This is a genomic window from Tenacibaculum sp. DPLXC6 (assembly GCF_056815515.1).
The window spans coordinates 3,230,001-3,251,963 of record NZ_CP141806.1 but is presented as its reverse complement, the minus strand read 5'-3'; the positions used below and the strand labels follow the sequence as shown (position 1 = coordinate 3,251,963).

The 21,963-nt window shown below is 31.4% G+C and carries 15 protein-coding genes and 2 rRNA genes (1 of these 17 cut by a window edge); 8 read left to right on the top strand and 9 right to left on the bottom strand.

All coding sequences use genetic code 11. The features are described 5' to 3' along the window. A complete protein-coding gene (locus tag VCM48_RS14950; protein ID WP_482271026.1) occupies positions 1–1,671 on the top strand; it encodes a M1 family metallopeptidase in 1,671 nt (556 codons plus the stop codon). 20 nt (positions 1,672–1,691) lie between these two features. Further along, the gene (locus VCM48_RS14945; protein WP_482271025.1) at positions 1,692–2,099 is read left to right on the top strand and encodes a hypothetical protein; all 408 of its coding nucleotides are present in this window, start codon (positions 1,692–1,694) and stop codon (positions 2,097–2,099) included. 56 nt (positions 2,100–2,155) lie between these two features. On the opposite strand, the gene VCM48_RS14940 is transcribed toward VCM48_RS14945, so the two are convergent. The 5 genes from VCM48_RS14940 to VCM48_RS14920 all read right to left on the bottom strand — a co-directional run bounded on the left by VCM48_RS14940 (position 2,156) and on the right by VCM48_RS14920 (position 11,189). Next, the gene (locus tag VCM48_RS14940) at positions 2,156–4,000 is read right to left on the bottom strand and encodes a DUF349 domain-containing protein (RefSeq protein WP_440121112.1); all 1,845 of its coding nucleotides are present in this window, start codon (positions 3,998–4,000) and stop codon (positions 2,156–2,158) included. A gap of 81 nt (positions 4,001–4,081) precedes the next feature. Then, positions 4,082–4,843 (bottom strand): shikimate dehydrogenase family protein, encoded by a 762-nt coding sequence (locus VCM48_RS14935; protein WP_482271024.1) that lies wholly within the window; start codon positions 4,841–4,843, stop codon positions 4,082–4,084. After that, positions 4,824–5,831 carry a DUF368 domain-containing protein gene (locus VCM48_RS14930; protein ID WP_274641173.1) on the bottom strand — a complete coding sequence of 336 codons (1,008 nt, stop codon included), beginning with the start codon at positions 5,829–5,831 and terminating at the stop codon, positions 4,824–4,826. The genes VCM48_RS14935 and VCM48_RS14930 overlap by 20 nt, the downstream gene beginning before the upstream one ends. Positions 5,832–5,864: 33 nt before the next feature. Then, entirely contained in the window at positions 5,865–6,788 is a 924-nt protein-coding gene (locus tag VCM48_RS14925; protein ID WP_482271023.1) for a polyprenyl-phosphate transporter, read from the bottom strand. Positions 6,789–6,800: 12 nt separating this feature from the next. After that, complete coding sequence (locus VCM48_RS14920) at positions 6,801–11,189, bottom strand: translocation/assembly module TamB domain-containing protein (protein ID WP_482271022.1); 4,389 nt, start codon at positions 11,187–11,189, stop codon at positions 6,801–6,803. A 196-nt stretch (positions 11,190–11,385) separates the two neighbouring features. Here VCM48_RS14920 and tsaD point away from each other — a divergent pair, with 196 nt between their 5' ends. From tsaD to VCM48_RS14890, 6 genes are all read left to right on the top strand, one after another. Next, positions 11,386–12,414 carry a tRNA (adenosine(37)-N6)-threonylcarbamoyltransferase complex transferase subunit TsaD gene (tsaD, locus tag VCM48_RS14915; protein ID WP_482271021.1) on the top strand — a complete coding sequence of 343 codons (1,029 nt, stop codon included), beginning with the start codon at positions 11,386–11,388 and terminating at the stop codon, positions 12,412–12,414. Between the two features lie 66 nt (positions 12,415–12,480). Next, positions 12,481–14,286: an LTA synthase family protein gene (locus VCM48_RS14910; RefSeq protein ID WP_482271020.1), complete on the top strand. Its 1,806-nt coding sequence runs from the start codon at positions 12,481–12,483 to the stop codon at positions 14,284–14,286. 57 nt (positions 14,287–14,343) lie between these two features. Next, entirely contained in the window at positions 14,344–15,009 is a 666-nt protein-coding gene (locus VCM48_RS14905; RefSeq protein ID WP_482271019.1) for a M15 family metallopeptidase, read from the top strand. A gap of 67 nt (positions 15,010–15,076) precedes the next feature. Further along, positions 15,077–15,751 carry a hypothetical protein gene (locus VCM48_RS14900; RefSeq protein ID WP_482271018.1) on the top strand — a complete coding sequence of 225 codons (675 nt, stop codon included), beginning with the start codon at positions 15,077–15,079 and terminating at the stop codon, positions 15,749–15,751. A 142-nt stretch (positions 15,752–15,893) separates the two neighbouring features. Next, a complete protein-coding gene (pdhA, locus tag VCM48_RS14895) occupies positions 15,894–16,889 on the top strand; it encodes a pyruvate dehydrogenase (acetyl-transferring) E1 component subunit alpha (protein WP_099216561.1) in 996 nt (331 codons plus the stop codon). Positions 16,890–16,892: 3 nt separating this feature from the next. Further along, positions 16,893–18,521 carry a pyruvate dehydrogenase complex dihydrolipoamide acetyltransferase gene (locus tag VCM48_RS14890; RefSeq protein WP_482271017.1) on the top strand — a complete coding sequence of 543 codons (1,629 nt, stop codon included), beginning with the start codon at positions 16,893–16,895 and terminating at the stop codon, positions 18,519–18,521. A 74-nt stretch (positions 18,522–18,595) separates the two neighbouring features. Here the strand turns inward: VCM48_RS14890 and VCM48_RS14885 are convergent, their stop codons facing one another. The 4 genes from VCM48_RS14885 to VCM48_RS14870 all read right to left on the bottom strand — a co-directional run. Next, entirely contained in the window at positions 18,596–19,849 is a 1,254-nt protein-coding gene (locus VCM48_RS14885; protein ID WP_482271016.1) for a nuclear transport factor 2 family protein, read from the bottom strand. A 101-nt stretch (positions 19,850–19,950) separates the two neighbouring features. After that, positions 19,951–21,006, bottom strand: coding sequence for a helix-turn-helix domain-containing protein (locus VCM48_RS14880; protein ID WP_482271015.1), 1,056 nt, complete (start codon positions 21,004–21,006; stop codon positions 19,951–19,953). Positions 21,007–21,326: 320 nt separating this feature from the next. Further along, positions 21,327–21,435, bottom strand: a 5S ribosomal RNA gene (rrf, locus tag VCM48_RS14875). Positions 21,436–21,534: 99 nt separating this feature from the next. Then, positions 21,535–21,963, bottom strand: a 23S ribosomal RNA gene (locus VCM48_RS14870); it runs 2,444 nt beyond the window's last position.

Below are 21,963 nucleotides of genomic sequence, written 5' to 3'. Positions count from 1 at the left end.
ATGTATAAAAAAACATTTTCTTTATCTGTTTTTATGACATCTTTAGCAATTTTAATTGCTGGATGTTCCTCTTCTACTGCTCAAAAAAACACGTCATTATTTTCTAAAAATGAAACATTTACACGCCAAGATTCTTTACGTGGTTCTATAACTCCAGAAAGATCGTGGTGGGACTTAACGTATTACCATCTTAATGTAGCCGTTAATCCTGACAAAAAGTTTATTAAAGGAAAAAACACTGTACAATATAAAGTTTTAAAACCTCATCAAGTTTTACAAATAGATTTACAACCTCCATTAAAAATTACCAAAGCAACTCAAAACAACGAAGAGCTAAAAGTTGTTTCTGAAGGCAATGCTCATTTTATTCAGTTGAAATCTCCTCAAAAAAAAGGAGCTATAAATTCTGTTGATGTGTATTATGAAGGAAACCCTAAAGAAGCAATTAGAGCTCCTTGGGATGGTGGTTTTTCTTGGAAAAAAGATAGTAATGGAAATCATTTTGTTGCTACTTCATGTCAAGGATTAGGCGCAAGTGTTTGGTGGCCAAATAAAGACCACATGTACGACGAGGTGGATAGTATGGCAATTAGTGTTCGTGTACCTAAAAACTTAATGGATGTTTCTAATGGGCGTTTACGTAATATTGAACAACACAATGATAACACAACTACCTACCATTGGTTTGTTGATAATCCGATTAACAACTACGGAGTAAATGTAAATATTGGAGATTACGTGCATTTTTCTGAGAAGTACCAAGGTGAAGATGGAGAGTTAGACATGAATTATTATGTGTTACGTGATAATCTTAAAAAAGCCAAAAAGCAGTTTAAAGATGCTCCTAAAATGATGAAAGCATTCGAACATTGGTTTGGTAAATATCCTTTTTATGAAGACGGTTTTAAGCTAGTAGAAGTTCCGTATTTAGGAATGGAACATCAAAGCTCAGTAACCTATGGAAATCAATATAAAAATGGATATTTAGGTAGAGATTTATCTGGAACTGGCTGGGGATTAAAATTTGATTTTATTATTATTCACGAAGCTGGTCATGAATGGTTTGCTAACAATATTACCAATGCAGACATTGCTGATATGTGGATCCATGAAAGTTTTACGGCTTACTCTGAAAACTTGTTCTTAGATTACTATTACGGAAAAAAAGCGTCTGCTGAATATGTTATAGGAACACGAAGTTCTATCCAAAATGACAAACCTATTATTGGTCATTACGATGTTAATAATGAAGGTTCTGGAGATATGTATTACAAAGGAGCTAATATGTTACACACCATTCGTCAATTGGTAAACGATGATGAAAAATGGCGTCAAATTTTACGTGGTTTAAATGCTGATTTTTACCATAAAACAGTAACAACTCAAGAAATTGAACAATACATGATTGAGAAATCTGGAATTGATTTAAGTAAAGTATTCGATCAATATTTACGAACGGTTAAAATTCCAGAATTTGAGTACACAATCAAGAACAAAGAATTAAAATATCGTTGGAATAATGTTGTGGAAGGATTTGATATGCCTTTAAGAATAAACGTTAACGGAAAATCTATACTATTAACTCCAACAGAAAATTGGCAAACAAAAACTATCAAAGCAAGTTCTATTAAAATTGACAAGAACTATTACATAAACTCTAAATCCGTTTAAAACTTCATTCTTTCTTTTTTATGATTAAACGGTTATTAAAAAGTTTTACACTTAATCCTAAAAAGCTGTTCTTAATTGATGGATTAGGAGCAGTTTTATCTGCTTTTTTATTGGGTATTATATTAGTAAAGTTTGAAAGCATCATAGGAATTCCTCCTTCTACTCTCTATTTCCTAGCGGTTTTCCCTTTGTTGTTTGCTATCTATGATTTTTACTGTTACCAAAAAAAGCACAATAACCTTAAATCTTTTTTAAAAGGAATTGCAATTATAAACCTACTATACTGCTGTCTTTCTATTGGAATAGCATTCTATCACAGAAAAACTATTAGCAACTTAGGATGGACTTATATTATCGTTGAAATCTTTATTATTATCATTCTATCAAATTTTGAACTTACAGTAGCCAAACAACTTGCTAAAAATTAAACATAAAAAAACTCGAACTTTTCAAAGTTCGAGTTTTTTTTTATTACTGAATTACCTTAGTAATCTAATCTTTTTAAGTAGTCTAGTTTTTCTTGCCAAAGGTCTAATTGGTCTTTAAACTCTTGGATTCCCTTACGAACATTTTGTACTAAAGGATTATCTTCTGTAGCGTTTGAGATAAAACTTAAATTGTTTTCTAACTGTTGCATTTCGCGTACAGTTTCATCTATTTTCTTTCTAATAAAGAACTGTTCGCTATCTAACTTTCTATAGTCTTCTTGCGATAAATACGTATCAACAACACCTTTAAACTTCATCATTTCAATATCAATTCTGCCCATATCTAATTTATCTAGATGTGCATCCATTGCTTTGTTGAATTTTTCGTCCAAGTAACGTGCATTTCTTGGTAAAGCTCCTAGCGCCCTCCAATCTGCTAATGTTTTTTCTACATCTTCTTCTGTAGATATTTCAGCAGTTTTAATTTGTTCTATAAATTCTTTTTTAGCTTCTACTACAGCTAACTGCTCTTTATTCTCTTCATTTTTACGTGCGTGTAACCTATCGAAATAATGATTACATGCATTCTTAAATCGCTTCCAAATATCATCAGAAAACTTTCTTGGCACATGCCCTATTTTTTTCCAATCAGATTGAATACGTTTCATTGTATTGGTAGTTTCACTCCAGTCTTCACTATCTTTTAAGCTTTCAGCAAGCTCTACCAATTCCATTTTCCTTTTTAAGTTCTCATTTTGTGCACTTTTTTCATGCTTATAAAAAGCATTTTTTGCTGAATTAAACTTTTTGGTAGCTGCCTTAAACTCTTGCCAAACTGCTTCGCTTTTACTGTAAGGTAACTTTCCTATGTCAAAGTATTTTTTACGTAGCTTTTCTATTTCTACAATACTTTTTTGCCAGTCGTTATGTGTTTTATTGTTTGATGTGTCGTACGCATTAATCTCTGCCGCAACCGCCAGTTTTGCATCAATCATTTCTTGATGTTTAGACTTCAGCTCTCTATAGTGTTGATGGCGTCTATCATGAATTTTTTTAGTAGCTTCACTAAATCTACCCCAAACATCTTCTCTATGTTCTCTTGACACAGGTCCAATGTCTTCTTTCCACATACGATGCAATTCTTGTAACTCTTTAAAAGCCACATTAACATCTTCTACATCACTTAAAGCTTCTGCTCTTTCTATTAATCGTAATTTTTCTTCTAAATTATGTTTGAAGTCTAACTCTCTAAAATCTTTATTTAAGTGTAGTAAATCGTAAAAGCGTTCTACATGATGATGGTATGTTCTCCAAGTATCGTTGTACTTTGTTTTTGGCACTGCTCCTACACTCTTCCAACGATTTTGAATTTCTTGAAAATCATTATACATCGTTTTAGGGTCAGCATCTTTAATTAAAGTCTTTAACTCTTCAATTAAATTATTTCTTCTCTCTAAATTTTCTTTTAGTTGTTTTTCTAACTGAGAATAGTAAGCATCGCGTTTCGCTTTATACTCACCTAATAAATTATTGTATTCTGTTTTTACTGGGCTAGAAAACTGGAAGTCTATAGAATTTCCTCCATCTGCTAAAAACGCTTCTTTTTTCTTTGCTAATAAAGCTCCAAACTTTGAGTTAAATGCTGTTTTGATAGCATCTACGTTTGATTTTAATTGTTGTATTGGGTGGCTTTTTAGCAGTTTTTTTAATTCATCAACCAATTTCTCTAACTCCATTGAAGCGTAGTCTAGCATTGGAATTTCATGCTTTTCATCTGCTTTTTCAGACTCATTGGCTACTTCATTTTCAACCTCATTAACAGCATTTTCAGTATCGTTATTTGCCTTCGTTTGCTCTTCTGTAATTGGTTTTTCTACTTTCTCTTCGTTATTTTCTAACATATCTACAATGTTTAAGTTCCTTTGATTTAGATTATAAAGATAAGGATTCTTAGAGAATAGCAAATTTTAGTTTTTAAAATTTTAGCTATCGTTCCATATTTTCCAAGCTTTTTCTGCTTGAAGCTGTAACATCTCTAATCCATTTTTAATAGTTGCTCCTTGCTCTCTCCCTTTTCTTAAAAAAGTGGTTTCTGGTGGGTTGTATATTAAATCATATAATAAATGTTTGCTTGATAAAAACTCATATGGAATATCAGGAGAATTCTCCACATTTGGGTGTGTACCTAAAGGAGTGCAATTTACAATAACGGTGTACGACTCTATAAGTTCTTTATTAATATCTTGATACGAAATTTGTTTTTTTCCTTCAGGGGTTCTAGAAACATATTTATACTTTATCCCCAAACCTTCAAGTACATAAGCTACTGCTTTTGATGCTCCTCCTGTTCCTAATATCAAGGCTTTTTTATGTCGTTTCTTTAATAATGGTTTTAATGATTTTTTAAACCCATATACATCCGTATTATACCCTTTTAATCTTCCTTTTTTAGTTATTTTAATAGTGTTTACTGCACCTACTTTTAAAGCTTTTTTATCTATTCTATCTAAAAAATTAAAAACATCTAGTTTATATGGAATGGTTACATTCATTCCTTTTAGCTGTTTTTTATTTTCTTTTATTTTTTGAGGAAGCTCATGTATTGATTGAATATCAAAATTGATATACTCATGATTTTTTAAGTCTAGTTTATCAAACTTTTCGGTAAAGTATCCACGAGAAAATGAGTACGAAATATTCTTTCCTACTAAAGCATATAAATGCTTATTTTCTTTTTTGGTCATAAAAATCAATAATTAGTATTAATGCGATTCCAATAATAATGAATCCTATAGAAATCCATGTTTCTTGACTGTTAAAATTGGGAATAAATCTCTGGTAGTTTTCTATAATTTTATTTCCGCTTTGATCAAGCAAAAACACACCTTCTTCTTTTTTATAAATAGTTTCTTTCCATGGCCAAACAACTCCAAGCGATCCAGTGATAAAACCTATAATAATTGCGGTTACAATTTGATGCCATCTTTTTAATACATAACCTAAAACATGTGAAATAGATACAAGTCCAAAGGCTGACCCTGCTGTAAAAACACCTATTATTTTTAAGTAACGAACTTTTGCTTGATCGTTTAAAACTTCAAAGTTTCCAGACAATAGGTTTGTGATTACACTTCCTAACACGTTTACACTATCTACCAACAACAGTACATAGTTCCCTAGTAATATAAGGATAAATGAGCCTGAAAGTCCTGGTAATGTCATTCCAGAAACTCCTATAATTCCACATAAAAACACAAACCACAGATTATCATTTTCTGTAGCTGGTGTCATAAAACTAATAGAGATTCCTACTGAAGCTCCAATAAGTAATCCTAAAATAGTTTTAGGTTTCCAGTCTCCGAAATCTTTTGATATATAGTAAATAGAGCCTATAATCATTCCGAAGAACCATGACCATACATATAATTGATAATTTCTTAAGAAGTAATCTAAAACAAGGGACACACTGAAGTAGCTAAACATACTTCCAGCCATTACCCATACTAAAAATTGTAAGTTGGTATAACTAGCGAAACTTTTAAAACGCCCGTTAAATAACAGCTTAAAAGCTTTGCCGTTAATTCTTTGAAAAGTATAAATAAGTTCTTCATAAAACCCCATCACAAAAGCCACCATACCGCCTGAAACTCCTGGTACTTTATTAGCTCCTCCCATTATTAATCCTTTTAAAAAAAGGTTTATTCTTTGTGATAGCGTGCGCTCTTTATACATGCGGTTTGATTAGAACGCTAAGTTAGTTATTTTCTAGTGCTTTTTTACCGCTAATTTTTCTAATAATAAAATAAGTCCGAAACCAATTATAGCTAACACTGTTGCATACATTAATTGAGGGTTTCCGTCGTAAGAAAATGGGGAAATAGATAACTCATTAAAAGGTACTTGTTCTCCATGTGAATTGATTCTGTATGTCAAAACTTTTTTCCAAGGCCAAATTTTATTTAGTGAACCTATTATAAATCCTGTTAACACAACTAGAGTATGGTTTTTATAGTTTTCGAACAGGTATTTTAAAATTCTTGAAAACGTTAACAAACCTACTATTGCTCCTAAACCAACAAATGCAATAGTTGTAAAATCACGGTTATTTACAGCCGCTAAAACTGGTTTATAAGCTCCTAATAAAACCAAAATAAAAGACCCTGAAATACCTGGTAAAATCATAGCACAAATGGCTATAGCTCCTGCTAAAAACATAAACGACATTGAGGAATGTTCAGAGACTAACGGGTTTAAAGTTGTGATATAATAAGCTAATATAGCTCCTAATATTAGTAAAATTCCTGAAGCTAAATTCCATTGAGTAACTTGTTTTGCTATATAAATAACACTTGCTAATACTAATCCAAAGAAAAAAGACCATACTAAAATTGGATGATGTACTAATAACCAGGAAATCATTTTTGCTAATGAAACAATACTAATAAAAATTCCAACAAAAAGAGCTGCTAAGAAATTACCATTTACTTGTTTCCAAGCTGATTTAAGACCTTCATTTTTTAAAGTTTTAAGCAGCTTTAAATTAATATTACTAATAGAACCTAATAGCTCTTCATAAATTCCTGAAATGAATGCAATAGTACCTCCTGAGACACCTGGAACTACATCAGCAGCTCCCATAGCCATTCCTTTCAATGTGATTACAAGGTAATCCTTATTTGTTCTATTCATAAAATAGTTTGGTTATTTTTCTTCTTTAGATTTAAAGTTTATCAGTCCTTTTTTCTTTGGTTTCAACGTATCTTTTTTAACTTCTTTCTTCTTTTCTTTTTTATTTAAACCTAATTTTTTTCCTAAATCGCGCAAGTTATTAAAATTAACCTGATAAGAAATACCTATTCCTTGTGTATATCCTTCTTCTTCGGTAGAATACTGTACTTCATTTTGACGGTTAAATACTGTCCCCCTTAAATTACCTTCTTCATTTAAAAGCACCTCTACTTTTACCTCTCCAACAACACTGGTTTGTGTGTTAGTTCCTACTGGTACTCCTACTTTTCCATTTACCAATACTCTATCACTTAATTGCGTTGATACAGATACATCTACCTGATCGTCTGAATTAAGGTTGTCTACATTTCCTCTATCTCCTTGTGTATACCCAACTCCTAATTGAAATTTATTTCCATCACTATTTAACATGTTTGTTAAAATGCTTGAAGCAATTTCAGAGGCTGTTCCTGTAATTCCTGAACTGGCACTACTACCAATAGCATCTGGATTATAAAATGTACCAAAGGCTAACAAGAACGAGAAGTGTTGCATTTTGGTATTTAAATCATTCTCATTCAAAATAAACTCTAACTCTGAACTAACTGTTGAATTTGCATTTGGTATTTTAATATCAAATTCTTGTTTTGAACTAAATAACCCTCCTGTAATTTTCGTGTATAGGTCAATTGGAATTTTACGATTTGAATTGATATTATCTAATAACTGTGCTGGGTTTGCTTTAGTTCTATATACTGCGGTAATATCTAAATCTGCTTCATATGGATCTCCGTTCCAAGAAATAGTTCCTCCTTTTTGTACAATAAAAGGCTTGGTTATTCCTGCATATTTAAAATTATAAAAACCATTGTCTACGGTAAAATCTCCAAACATATTAAACTTACCTCGTGTATCAATATCAATTCTAAGGTTTCCTTCTCCACTTCCTTTTAACTCACTCCCCGAAACTTTATCAATTACCACCTGAGCTACTGCATCTTTAGTTACAGCTAAATTTAATCTTAAGTCAAGACCTTTAATATCTCCAATAACCTTTCCTTTTGTTCCCTCCTCTTCTTCTCCTGTTTTAAATCGGATTAACTTATAATTATCTATCGTTTTAACATCACTTAGCGGAATTACAAATAGGGTTCCTTTGTTTGTTTTTCCGTTAACCTCAATATCTAAATAACTTGTAAGTCCTCTGATTTTTGCTTCTCCATTTAAAAAGCCTGTTCCATAATACTGAGACTCTTCAGTTTCTTGTGTATCTAAAATCAATAAATTTTGAGTGTTAATGTCAAAATTCAAAAACCAGTCTTTAAAATTTTGGTGCACAATACTTCCTGATAAATCCCCTTGTGTTAAGTACTTTGTGTCTTCTAGAATTATGTCTTGAAAAATAAATTCTTGTTTATCTAAAACAACACTTGTATTTCCTTTTAAGTCAAAATCCACATTTAAATATGGAAAAGCTAATCCTGCATTCTCAAAATTTAAGATTCCTTTAAAATCAGGATTTCTCAAATACCCTTTTGCAGTAAAGTCTCCTGTTACTTTTCCTCTTAATTTAGACAAAACATCTTCTCCTAATGGACTGAAAGCAGCAATATCATATTCTTTCAGATAAATATCTAGGTCAATAACTGGTCTCTCTGTAGAAAAGTCAATTCCTCCAGTAGCGGATATATTCTTTGCGTTTTCATTTTCTAAAGATAAATTGACATTATATTTTTCGTAAGAGTTATCTCCCGTAACATTCAGTGCTAAATTTCCTTGTGAATAATCGTTTATGTAAAAATCTTCTACATATAAGTTTCCTTCTGGAGCTACAATTTCATTTTCTTGTTTAAACTCTAGTCTCCCGTTCAGTTTTCCATCTAACTTTAAACTATCCACTGGTGGTAAAAAACTAGCTAGTTTTACTTTATTAAAGTTTGCTTGTATGTCTTTATAAGTACTGTCTCTTACAATTCCTTTAAAATCTATTCTTTGTTCTCCTGATTTAAAAACAAACGGACTAATTGTAAAATCATCTTTTTGTAAATCAAATGTTACTTTATTATTTCTGTCATCACTAGGGTTTATTAACCAATCAAAACCTTTATAGTGTAATTTAGATTTTTGAATTCCCACAACAGATTTTTGAAATTCATTAATTGTATAAAAGAAATCTAAACTAAAGCTCTCTGCATAATCTTTTCCTCCCTTAAATAGAGATTTAAAAAACAATGTATCATTCTGAGTACGGTTTAACAGATTTAATTTTTCAATATTATAATACTTTGTATTAACCTTATTAGCTGTTAAGTGAGTATTATACAAAGGGTTTTTATTATCTAACCTCAGTACTACTCCTTCAATTATATTTTTATATGCATTTATTTCAGGAGACTCAAATGTAAGTTTTAACGAGTTTTTATCTGAATTAATACGACCTTTTAATCGTGTATTTTTTCCTATTGAAATGTTTGGTAAAAAAACATCTATAATTTGATTATAAATTGTGAAATCAAAATCTAAAAACTGATTTGGTGCTACTTCATGCGGACGATAGTTTGTATACACACTACCCAAAGCATTCTGTGTAATTGGTAGTAATTCTTCAAAAGAAAATTTTCCTTTTACGTATCCTTTTACAATATCTTCCGAGTTTACTTCAATATTTTTAATACTATCTTTTACCGATGAGTTTACTTCAAAACTCTTAAAAGGGTAACTTTGTTTTTGATTTCTGTATACTAAATTTTTAAAGGTTGCTTTCCCTACAATATCATCAAATGTGTTTCCAGAAATGTTTAAGTTAATATTTCCTTTTAACTCAGAAATGCTATCACGAGTAAATAAGTTTGTTTTCTTCAAATCAATTCTATCAACATCAGCAATAAAATCAAATTTGTTTATCTCTGATGAAAAATCTGCTAGTCCTTCAAATTTTAACTTGAAGTTATCATCGTCTGCATTTAGTAAACCGTCAAATTTTTTATTTTGGAACTGTCCGTTTACTTGTAAGTTTTTATATTCATATTTATTAAAAAACAGACTACTTATTCTCCCTATAATTATGGTATTGACATTATCAACATTAAATCCACTTCCATTAACATCTGCTTTTAACGAAACGGTTCCCAGTACAGGGTCGTTAGCAAAAACACCAAGGTCAAAATCTTTAAACTCTACCTCTCCTGTGTACTCTGCTTTATCTATATTATCAATATTTGTTAATTGAAGATCTGAAATTGCAGTTCCGATTTCTGATTTTACTGATACAGTAGCATCCATTTGTTGTGGAGTTACTCTCACTATCCCATTCAAAGTAAAATTCCCAAGTCTTTGAAATTCTGTTGGTAATGTTCTCCCTAATAAGTTTGGTAGTACATTTCTTAATTGGAAGTAATTTGCTGTAAGATTATCCAAATCTGCATCAAACACAAAACCTCTACTGGTTTTAACGGCATTAACAAACCCCATATTTCCAATAATTCTCATACCTCCCCTTGAATGTACTCTTACATTATTGGCACTAAAATTATTTAGAACTCCATCAATATCTCCGCTTATATATAAAAAATCATGCCCACCAATTTCATTGTATAGCTTATTTAAATCTTTTACTGAAACTACACTTTCTTGGAACTTAGCTTTTATTCTTACCTTATCATTAAAGTTTACAAAGTCTTTTCGGTTGTAAGTAAACTTAACTTTAGCTTGGAGTTTAGTTTTATTATCTGTTTCTAACGTTGTATTTTTAAAATCCATGTAGGATCTTGTATACGTGAAGTCTGTCGATAAATTTGACACGTTAACCCCTCTGTTTCCTGTGAAAAACATATTTCTTATTTTCATAGAAACATCAGGACCTATAATCGAGAAATCGTTTAATTCCGCTCCTGCTTTATATGCTGCAAACTCAAGTGGATCTTGCTTATTTTCATCCATTAACTTAAAAGTTAAATCTTCTAAAGTAATTTTATCACTTTTAAGAATAAATGGTGCAGCTAAACTGTCTCTGGGCTTTCCATCTTCAAAACTGTCTACAAAAATAGACATGTTATCATTCTTTTCTCCTTTATAGGTTTTCATATAAAAATGAACTCCACTTAAAGAGGCTTCACCTAAATCTACTTTATTTTCTAATATTCGTTTGGCGTTCTGTAAGGAAGTAGTTAGGTTATTTACAAATATTAAGGTGTCTTTATGATGGTCCCTAATCTCAATTTCTTTTAACTGAACACTTCCTAACCAGGATAAATCAATTTTTTTTACAACAATATTGGTATTAAACTCTTTGTTTACCCAATTCGTTGCTTGTTTGGCAAGTTGACTTTGTACAAAAGGTAATGATAGTAAAAGAAAAAGCAAGAGCAGAAAAAGTACTGCGTACTTTATTATTCTACCTATTATGTTCCCTAATCTTTTAATAACTTCCCTTATTTATAATCCTATTAACAAAAGTAATCAGCAAACTGCAAAAATGCTGCCTTATTTTAAAGAAATGTTATTTTTAACGAAAATCTAACGTAATATCAATATTTTTGTAACCTAAATCCGAAAAGATTTGAGTAGAGAAAACATCTATATTTTAGGTATTGAAAGTTCTTGTGATGACACAAGTGCTTCGGTAATTTGTAACGGAAAAGTGTTGAGTAACGTTGTGGCAAACCAAGAAGTTCATGCCAAATATGGCGGTGTGGTTCCTGAGTTAGCTTCAAGGGCACATCAACAAAACATTGTTCCTGTTTTACAACAAGCTATTGAACAAGCTGGTATAACTAAAAACAATTTAAATGCAATTGCTTTTACTCGTGGCCCAGGGTTAATGGGCTCATTATTAGTTGGTACTTCATTTGCTAAATCTTTAGCCTTAGGGTTAAACATTCCTTTAATAGATGTTAACCACATGCAAGCACATATTTTAGCTCATTTTATTAAAGAAGAAGAAAGTAAAATACCTCCATTTCCTTTTGTTTGCTTAACTATTAGTGGTGGGCACACACAAATTGTAAAAATCACCAGTCATTTTGAAATGGAAATTTTGGGTGAAACAATTGATGATGCAGTTGGTGAAGCCTTTGATAAATCTGCTAAAATTTTAGGTTTGCCTTATCCAGGAGGGCCTCTAATTGATAAATATGCTCAATTAGGAAATCCCAAAGCTTTTAAATTTACGAAACCTAAGGTTGGTGATTTGGAGTTTAGTTTTAGTGGCTTAAAAACTGGAATCTTATATTTTATCCAAAAAAACGTAAAAGAGAATCCTAATTTTATTAAAGAAAATCTTAACGACATCTGTGCTTCCATTCAATATACTATTATTGAAATTTTGATGGATAAGCTTAAAAACACTGTAAAACAAACTGGTATTAAACATATAGCAATTGCTGGTGGTGTTTCTGCCAATTCAGAAATAAGAAAACGTTTAACTTTAGCAGAAAAACACTGGGGGTGGACAACTTACATTCCAAAGTTTGAATACACTACTGATAATGCTGCAATGATTGCTATAGCTGGATATTTAAAATATTTAAACAATGATTATTCTGATATTTCTGTAACTGCTAAAGCTCGTTTAAAAGTTACTGAATAAATCTCTTTATATACTACAATGACTAACTTTAAAAACAGATTTCTTTTTAGTATTACATATTATTTTTTGTGGGTAGTATATTTTTTACTCGCTCGCTTTTTGTTCTTATTGTATTACTTCGATAAAACTTCTGAATTAAGTTTTTTTACTACGTTAAAAACGTTTGTATATGGTATTCAATTAGACTTTTCTTTTGCGGCTTACTTAGCTGCTATTCCTTTTTTAGTTATTTTACTCTCAATATGGATTCCTAAAAAAGTTATCGGTTACATTATTAAAGGATACACTTTTCCTATTCTTTCAGTAATTAACTTGTTTATGTTAACAGATATTTCTTTGTATAAGTTCTGGGGAGTTCGTATAGACGTAACTGTCTTAAATTACATTAACACTCCTAAAGCAATGCTGGCTTCAGTAAGCACTTTACAATTGATTAGCGGTTTATTTGCTTGGATTTTACTTTCTGCGATTGCTATTTACTTATTTAATAAAGTTTTAAATAAAGCACTAGATAAATTAAATAAGAAACATTTTTTAGAAGCCCCGGTGTTTTTATTACTAATAGGAAGTTTAATTATCCCTATGCGAGGTGGTTTTGCCAATATTCCTATTAACCAAAGTAATGTATACTTCTCCAAAAACATGTTTGCTAATCACGCTGCGGTAAATTTCATCTGGAACTTTGCTAATACGATTAGTCATAAAACTGATGGTAAAAATCCTTATATGCACTATAAGAATAATATTGCTAAAGACATCATCAATAAAACTAAGAATCAACTTTTAACAGCACATACAGACTCTATTTTAAATATTAAAAAGCCTAATGTTATTATTCTTATTTGGGAAAGCCTTTCAGCAAAAGCTGTGGGTGCTCTAGGTGGTGAGCCTGATGTTACTGTAAACCTAAATAAACTAGCTAAAGAAGGTATTTTGTTTACTAATTTCTATGGAAATGGGGACAGAACAGACAAAGGGGTTCCTGCTATTTTAAGTGGTTATTACCCTCAGCCAACAAAAAGCATCATGAAAATCCCATATAAAGCAAGAAAACTACCAATGCTTACCAAGGAAATGAAAAAATTAGGGTACAATACTAGTTTCTACTATGGTGGTGATAGTAATTTTGGAAACATGATTACTTATTTACGCAATGGTAGAATTGATAAAATTGTAGATGGAACTGAGTTTGACAAAGAAAACTGGAACTCAAAATGGGGAGCACATGATCATATCTTTTTAGATCGATTTATGAAAGATTTATCTTCACCTACCCTTAAAGAACCTTTTTTTGAAGTAGCTCTTACATTAACTAGTCATGAACCTTATGAATTTCCTGGAGAATATAAATTTGGTAAAAATTCTGTAGAAAATTTATACAGAAGTGCTCAAGCTTATACAGACAAAGCTATAGGTAAGTTTATTGACGAAGCTAAAAAACAATCTTGGTGGGATAATACATTAATTGTTATTTTATCTGATCACGGACATCCATTACCTAAACATAAAGGATATTTTAATTCTCCTAAAAGATTTCAAATCCCAATGGTTTGGTTGGGTGGAGCTCTTAATAAAACAGGAATTACCATTGACAATTTTAGTGCTCAAAGTGATTTAGCGTATACTTTAACAGAAATGTTGGGAGGCAAACCAGAACAATTTAAGTTTGGTAAAAACATTTTTAACACTTCTGAAAATCAATATGTACATTATGTCTTTAATAAAGGATTTGGTACTGTATCTAAAAACGGAACTTTTGTTTATGATTATGTAAGCAATAAACCTGTAATACAAGAAGGCAATTATCAGCCTTTAGATTCTTTAGGAAGAGCTATCAGTCAGGATGCCTATCAAGATTTTTTAGATAAATAAAAGTTAATCTTTCATTAAGAGAGAAATTGTTAAAATCCATTTCATTACTTTTACCCTATGAAATGGATTTTATCGTTATTTTTACTTACCTCACTAGCAGTTCAATCTCAGAAATTACCAAAAGGATTTTCATATATAAAAGATATATCTCCTACCATTCAAGGCGAATTAAGATACTGTCATAACAACAACTTTATGGGAGTTCCAGTTAATGGATATGAAGAAAATACTCTTATAGCTACCACTCCTACTGCTAAAGCTTTAAAAAAAGTTCAAGATGAGTTAGCAAGTCAAAAATTAGGCTTAAAAGTTTATGATGCTTATCGTCCACAAACAGCAGTAAACCATTTTGTAAAATGGGCTCGAGTAATGAACGATACATTAATGAAGCAACAATACTATCCTGAGATTAATAAACGTCATTTATTTAAAAAAGGATATATTTCTTCAAAATCTGGACATTCTAGAGGAAGTACTGTCGATTTAACAATTATACATCTAGAAACAGGTAAAGAACTAGACATGGGGAGTCCATATGACTTTTTTGGAGTTTCTTCTCACATTACTTATCATAATCTTACTAAACAACAAAAAAAGAACAGACAATTACTACAAAAAGTAATGCGTAAACATGGTTTTAGATCTTATAGTAAAGAATGGTGGCATTTTACCTTAAGAGGAGAACCATTTCCTAAAACCTTTTTTGATTTTCCTGTAAAATAATTAGTTTTAACTCTAAATTTTAAAAACACTTAAAAATCGGCATTATATTTGCTTTGACTTATTTGTAATGATAAAAATAGTACCAACACTTGTAATCGTTTTTTTATGTAGCGTAACATCCAATGTTTTTGCACAGATGGATGGTACAATTGGTGGTAAAAAAAAGGGGAATTCTTCTTTTGGTGTTATTACTGCGCCTGCTAAAGAAGTAAAAAAACCTAAAACGCTAGATTTTGATAATAATAACGGGTTTAAAACCGCTCATCAAAAACAACAAAAAGAACTCCAAAAAAAGCAAGCTCAAAAAGATTTAGAAAATAAAGGGATTTTAACCAAAGCTAAAATTGCAGAAGAACAATACTTAAAAGCCTTCAAACAAATTAATGGTATGTATCAATACCCTGTTATTGATCAAGATTTAGGAAGTTTTAGTACTAAGTCAAAAAGTGTTAATATTATTTGTAGAGATTATCAATATCCAGATGGAGACAAAGTTACTATCTATATAAATGATGTTCCAGTTGTTAGTAACCTTACACTAAAACAACGTTATCAATCTTTTAACCTTCCCCTAGATAAAGGAATAAATACTATAAAGATTGTTGCTTTAAATCAAGGAACCTCAGGCCCTAATACAGCTGCTTTTAAAATATATAATGACGCTGGTATGTTAATTTCATCTAATGAATGGAATTTGGCTACAGGTGCAAAAGCCACAATTATTGTAGCCAAGGAGCAGTAATTATCGCCTTTTTTTTGTCTAAAACCTTTCTTCAACTTTTAGTAATAAGTTTTTTTAAATTACTAAAAACTACTTATTTTTGTAGCTACGTTTTGCTATAGGTAAAACAAACAAACATTTAAATAAACAACTAAAGTATATAATGAAGAAAATCACCAAAGAAACCTATATCAACTGGTATAGAGATATGCTATTTTGGAGAAAGTTTGAAGACAAGCTAGCAGCAGTTTACATTCAACAAAAAGTTAGAGGTTTTTTACACTTATATAACGGTCAAGAGGCTGTTTTAGCAGGTTCATTACATGCAATGGATTTGACTAAAGATAAAATGATTACTGCTTATCGTAATCACGTTCAACCAATTGGTATGGGTGAAGACCCAAAACGTGTAATGGCAGAGTTATATGGTAAAGCTACAGGTACTTCTCATGGTATGGGAGGTTCAATGCATATCTTTTCTAAAGAATACCGTTTCTATGGTGGTCACGGAATTGTAGGAGGACAAATTCCTTTAGGTGCTGGTATCGCTTTTGGAGATAAATACAAAGGTAGCGATGCTGTTACTTTATGTTATTTTGGTGATGGAGCTGCACGTCAAGGTTCTTTACATGAAACTTTTAACATGGCAATGAACTGGAAGTTACCAGTAGTATTTATTGTTGAAAACAACGGATACGCAATGGGAACTTCTGTTGAAAGAACTGCAAACCATACTGACATTTGGAAGTTAGGATTAGGGTATGAAATGCCTTGTGGACCAGTTGATGGTATGAATCCTATCAAAGTTGCTGAAGCTGTAGATGAAGCTATTCAAAGAGCTCGTCGTGGCGACGGCCCTACTTTCTTAGAAATGAAAACTTACCGATATAGAGGTCATTCTATGTCTGATGCTCAACACTATCGTACTAAAGACGAGGTTGAAGAGTACAAAAAAATAGATCCAATTACTCAAGTTTTAGAGGTCATCAAAGAAAAGGAATATGCTACAGAAGATGAAATCAAAACAATTGATAAAGAAGTAAAAGATATGGTTAAAGAATGTGAGAAATTCGCAGAAGAATCTCCATATCCAGAGCTAAATCAATTATATGATATGGTATACGAACAAGAAGATTATCCATTTATAAAATCTAAGTAAACTATGGCTACAATTATAAACATGCCTCGCTTAAGCGATACGATGGAAGAAGGAGTGGTAGCTTCTTGGTTAAAAAAAGTAGGAGATAAAGTTGAAGAAGGAGATATTTTAGCTGAAATTGAAACTGATAAAGCTACAATGGAGTTTGAGTCTTTTCACGAAGGAACTTTATTACATATTGGTGTTCAAGAAGGTGAAACAGCACCTGTTGATAGCTTATTAGCTATTATTGGTGAAGAGGGAGAAGATTTTTCTGCATTATTAAATGGAAATACTTCTGAGCCTGCTAAAACAGAAACAGAAGCTCCTAAAACTGAAGAGCCAAAAACAGAATCTACTAACACAACTGTTCCTGAAGGAGTAAAAGTGGTAACAATGCCTCGTTTAAGTGATACTATGACTGAAGGTACTGTTGCTTCTTGGTTAAAAAAAGTAGGTGACAATGTTGAGGAAGGTGATATTTTAGCTGAAATTGAAACCGATAAAGCTACAATGGAATTCGAATCTTTTAACGAAGGAACCTTATTACATATTGGTGTTCAAGAAGGTGAAAGTGCTCCTGTAGATAGTTTGTTAGCTATTATTGGTGAAGCTGGAACTGATGTTTCTTCCTTAGTAGAAGCTCACAAAGCTGGCACTTTAACTAGTGGAGAAACTTCAGAAAAACAAGAAGAAGCTCCTAAAGCAGTAGAAAATAAAACAGAAACAGTTGCTACCCCAGTAGAGACTGTATCAAATAATAAAGGTGGACGAATTTTTGCATCTCCTTTAGCAAAAAAAATTGCTAAAGACAAAGGAATCAATTTAGCAGACATTAAAGGTTCTGGTGAAAATGGTCGTATCATCAAAAAAGATGTTGAAAACTATACTCCAGCTGCTAAAGTTGAAGCTCCAGTAGCTACTAGTAGTGCTACTCCATCAGCAGTAACTAATTTTGCGATTGCTGGAGAAGAAAACACTTCTGAAGTTAAAAACTCTCAAATGCGTAAAGCTATTGCTAAGGCATTGGGTAATTCTAAATTCTCTGCACCTCACTTCTACTTAAATATTGAAGTAGATATGGACAATGCAATGGCTTCTCGTAAAACTATCAATGCAATTCCTGATACTAAAATATCATTTAACGATATGGTAGTAAAAGCATGTGCAATGGCATTAAAAAAGCATCCACAAGTAAACACTACCTGGACCGATGATAATACTTTATTCCATAGTCATATTAACGTAGGTGTTGCTGTAGCTGTAGATGAAGGTTTAGTCGTTCCTGTTGTAAAACATACTGATGCATTAAGTTTAACACAAATTGGCGCTGCTGTTCGTGATTTAGCGGGTAAAGCTAGAAACAAAAAAATCACTCCAGCTGAAATGCAAGGAAGTACATTTACGGTTTCTAACTTAGGGATGTTTGGTATTGAAAGCTTTACTTCAATTATCAATCAACCTAATTCTGCAATTTTATCGGTAGGTGCAATTGTACAAAAGCCAGTAGTTAAAAACGGAGAAATAGTAGTTGGAAACACTATGAAGTTAACTTTAGCATGTGACCACAGAACTGTTGACGGTGCTGTTGGTGCTCAGTTTTTACAAACATTAAAAACCTATATTGAAAACCCAGTTACTATGTTAGCTTAGTTTTTAATAAAATCATAAATAAAAAAAGCTCGCAGTTTGCGAGCTTTTTTTATTTACTGAATCAGACATCAGCATTATTTTGAGTTAACAATTTTGATTACTTCATTTACCAATTTAGGAACTGACGCAGGATTTTGTCCTGTTACTAATCTTCCATCAACCTCTACATGCGCTTCAAGAGGAGAACTTGAATAAAAGAATTTCCCACCATGTTTTTCTATCGTGTTTCTAATTAAAAATGGGAAACTTTTAAAATATGCTCTGTCTTTCTTTTCATGATCTTCTGGAAAACCATTTACACGTTTATTTTTCACTAAATATTCTCCATTACTTTTCTTTAAATAAACAATTCCTGCTGTACCATGACAAACAGCGCTTATGACACCTTTTTGCTTTTCATAAATATCTATTGCTATCTTTTGAATTTCTTTATTCTTAGGTACATTAAACATAGCACTTCCTCCTCCTACATAATAAATCGCTTTATAATCTGTCGAATGAACTTGTGTTGGCTTTTTTGTGTTTTTTAAAGCATACATAAAATCACTATCGTATAAATATTCCTTCTTCTTATTTTCTGACGTATTCAAGTATTTTAAAGGAATTGCTCCTCCTTTAGGGCTTATAACATCTATATTAAAGCCAGCATCTTTAAACATTTCATAAGCTAATATTATTTCATCAAAACTATTACCTGTGGGAATATCGGTTCCTAAATAATAATCTGTGTTAGAAACTACAAATAAAATTTTATTTCCAGTTTCATTAGATGATTCTCTCGTTGCTGTTTTACTTATAATTTTCCATTGATTAGTAAATTTCTTCAATAAAAAAAGATCAATAAATCTCCATTTACGGTTAGGTATTAAAATTTCAACTTTAGCAGTGGCAATATCATTAGTGATATCGATAGATATTATTTCTCCTATTCTACCATTAAATTTTCCTTTTTTACCAGGAGAAAAAAAGTTTGCATACTCATCAGGACTGTATTGTTTAAAACCATTTTTTCCTGTTAAATAAAGAGTTGCATCTTTTGAAAAAGATTCTTTTAAAATATTAAGTTTATTATAAGAACTTCCTTCAATATAATTATTAAGTGTTTGCTCTATTAACTCTTTATCTGAAAGTGTTAAATTTACTTCTGGACGATCTATACTTTCATAAAGCAACTTATCATCTGACACAAAACTCTTGTCATAATTAATTACTTTTTGTTGTTTACTTCCATAGATATTAACAAGAAGTTTTTCTTTAATATCTTCTTTATCTTGTGAAAAACTAGAGATAAAAAAGAAAGCTGAAATTAACGTAGATATAATTTTCATTTTTTAAAAGATTTAAATTTTACTTCAAACCTCTTAAAACAATATTCTATTTCGATGATATGTTATAATTTAGGTGTACTAAATTATAATTCTGCACTAACTTAGTCTTCCAAAAACTGCTTTTGATACTGAGCAGGTGTTTGTCCAACTACTTTTTTAAAAGTCGCATAAAAGTTTGATTTTGAAGAAAAGCCAGCTTCAAAACCAATACTTTCTAAAGTAATTTTATGATTCTCTTTTAATAGTTTCTTCGCTTCCTCAATTCTATATTCATTCAAGAATGTTGCAAAGCTTTTTCCAAGATTATCATTTAGAAATTGCGATAATTTATGAGAAGACACCCCTATTTTAACAGAAATATCAGACAGTTTTATAGCCGTATTTTTATACAACTCTTCTTCTCTCATAAAAGCATCTAATTGAAATTTTAAAGAATCAGCTTCTTTACTTTCAATCTTTTTTGCAGAGTATTTTTCTGGTAAGTCTCTAAAAATAGATTCTCTATTTTTCTTAGAAAGAAACAACAACACTAATCCATAAAAAACAATAGAAAAAGTAACAGTTCCCACAAAATAGAAATAAAAATAACCAATAATATATGCCAAATAAATTAGCAAATTACTCATATAAACAGCTACCAACCATACTTCTGAAGTAGTACAAATTTCTTTTTTTGAAAATAGTTTTTTGAAAATATCTTTTAAGACTACCCCTGATAACACAACATAAATACCCCAAACCAAATAAATAAACTTAACAAAGTATGTGTTCCAAAAAAGGGTATCTGTTGAATAAGGTTTTACAATTCCGACTACAGTTATCAATAGAAATAATATCGAGAAATGAACTTTCCAGTTTAACGGAATTTTCTTCGTTTTTGTAACAGATGATTTTAAATAGTAATACAACGAAATTCCTATTAAAAAACAAGCCGATAGTCCTATTTGGATAATCCATAAATTTCTCTCTTCCCTAGGAGTAAATATTGTGTAAACTGATTTACCAATTCTAACAGTTAAAAAGAAAGTTAACAGCCCAAACAAAAAATTAGGGACTCTTTTTGTTTTATCTAGCAATAAAAAATAGATACTCACCAAGAGACCATTAAAAACACCTAAAGAACAAATAAAAAATAAAACTGCGTTATCCAAACTCATTTCGTATTTATAAAACGTAAATATTAAAAAACAAATTTCAATGTACAAATCTTATTTACAGTAAAAATAGTATTACCTAGTAACATATTATAATCCATTTTAAGACAACAAAACTCTAGAGCTATTAACTAGTTAGTATATTTTATAGTATCTAAAAAAAAGCTTATTCTTCCGTATAATTGATAGTAATATAGGATAAGAGTTTGTTTTATATAACACTATATAAATTCAAGTGGTTGCTGCTCATCAGCAAAAAAGAATTTTCATTAAAATATAGAGTAAAAAAAAACCTCAATCTACTAAAAGATTGAGGTTTAAAAGAAAGGCAACGACCTACTCTCCCACCAGTGGCAGTACCATCGGCGCTAATGGGCTTAACTTCTCTGTTCGGAATGGTAAGAGGTGAGCCCCATTGCGATAATCACCTTAAATCGTTGCAGTATATTTCAACTGTAATAGTTAACATATTAGTAAAATCATATCCTAAATCATCAAAGAGTTTGCTCCCGGCCACTAGGACCGGGATACGTACATAAGCCTATGGGTTATTAGTACTACTCAGCTACATACATTACTGCACTTACACTTATAGCCTATCAACGTGGTGATCTTCCACGACCCTTTAAAGAAATCTCATCTTGTGGTGGGTTTCGCGCTTATATGCTTTCAGCGCTTATCCCTTCCCGACGTAGCTACTCTGCAGTGCCCCTGGCGAGACAACAGATACACTAGAGGTCAGTCCAACTCGGTCCTCTCGTACTAAAGTCAGATCCACTCAAATTTCTAACGCCCACAGCAGATAGAGACCGAACTGTCTCACGACGTTCTGAACCCAGCTCGCGTGCCACTTTAATGGGCGAACAGCCCAACCCTTGGGACCTTCTCCAGCCCCAGGATGTGACGAGCCGACATCGAGGTGCCAAACCCCCCCGTCGATGTGAGCTCTTGGGGGAGATC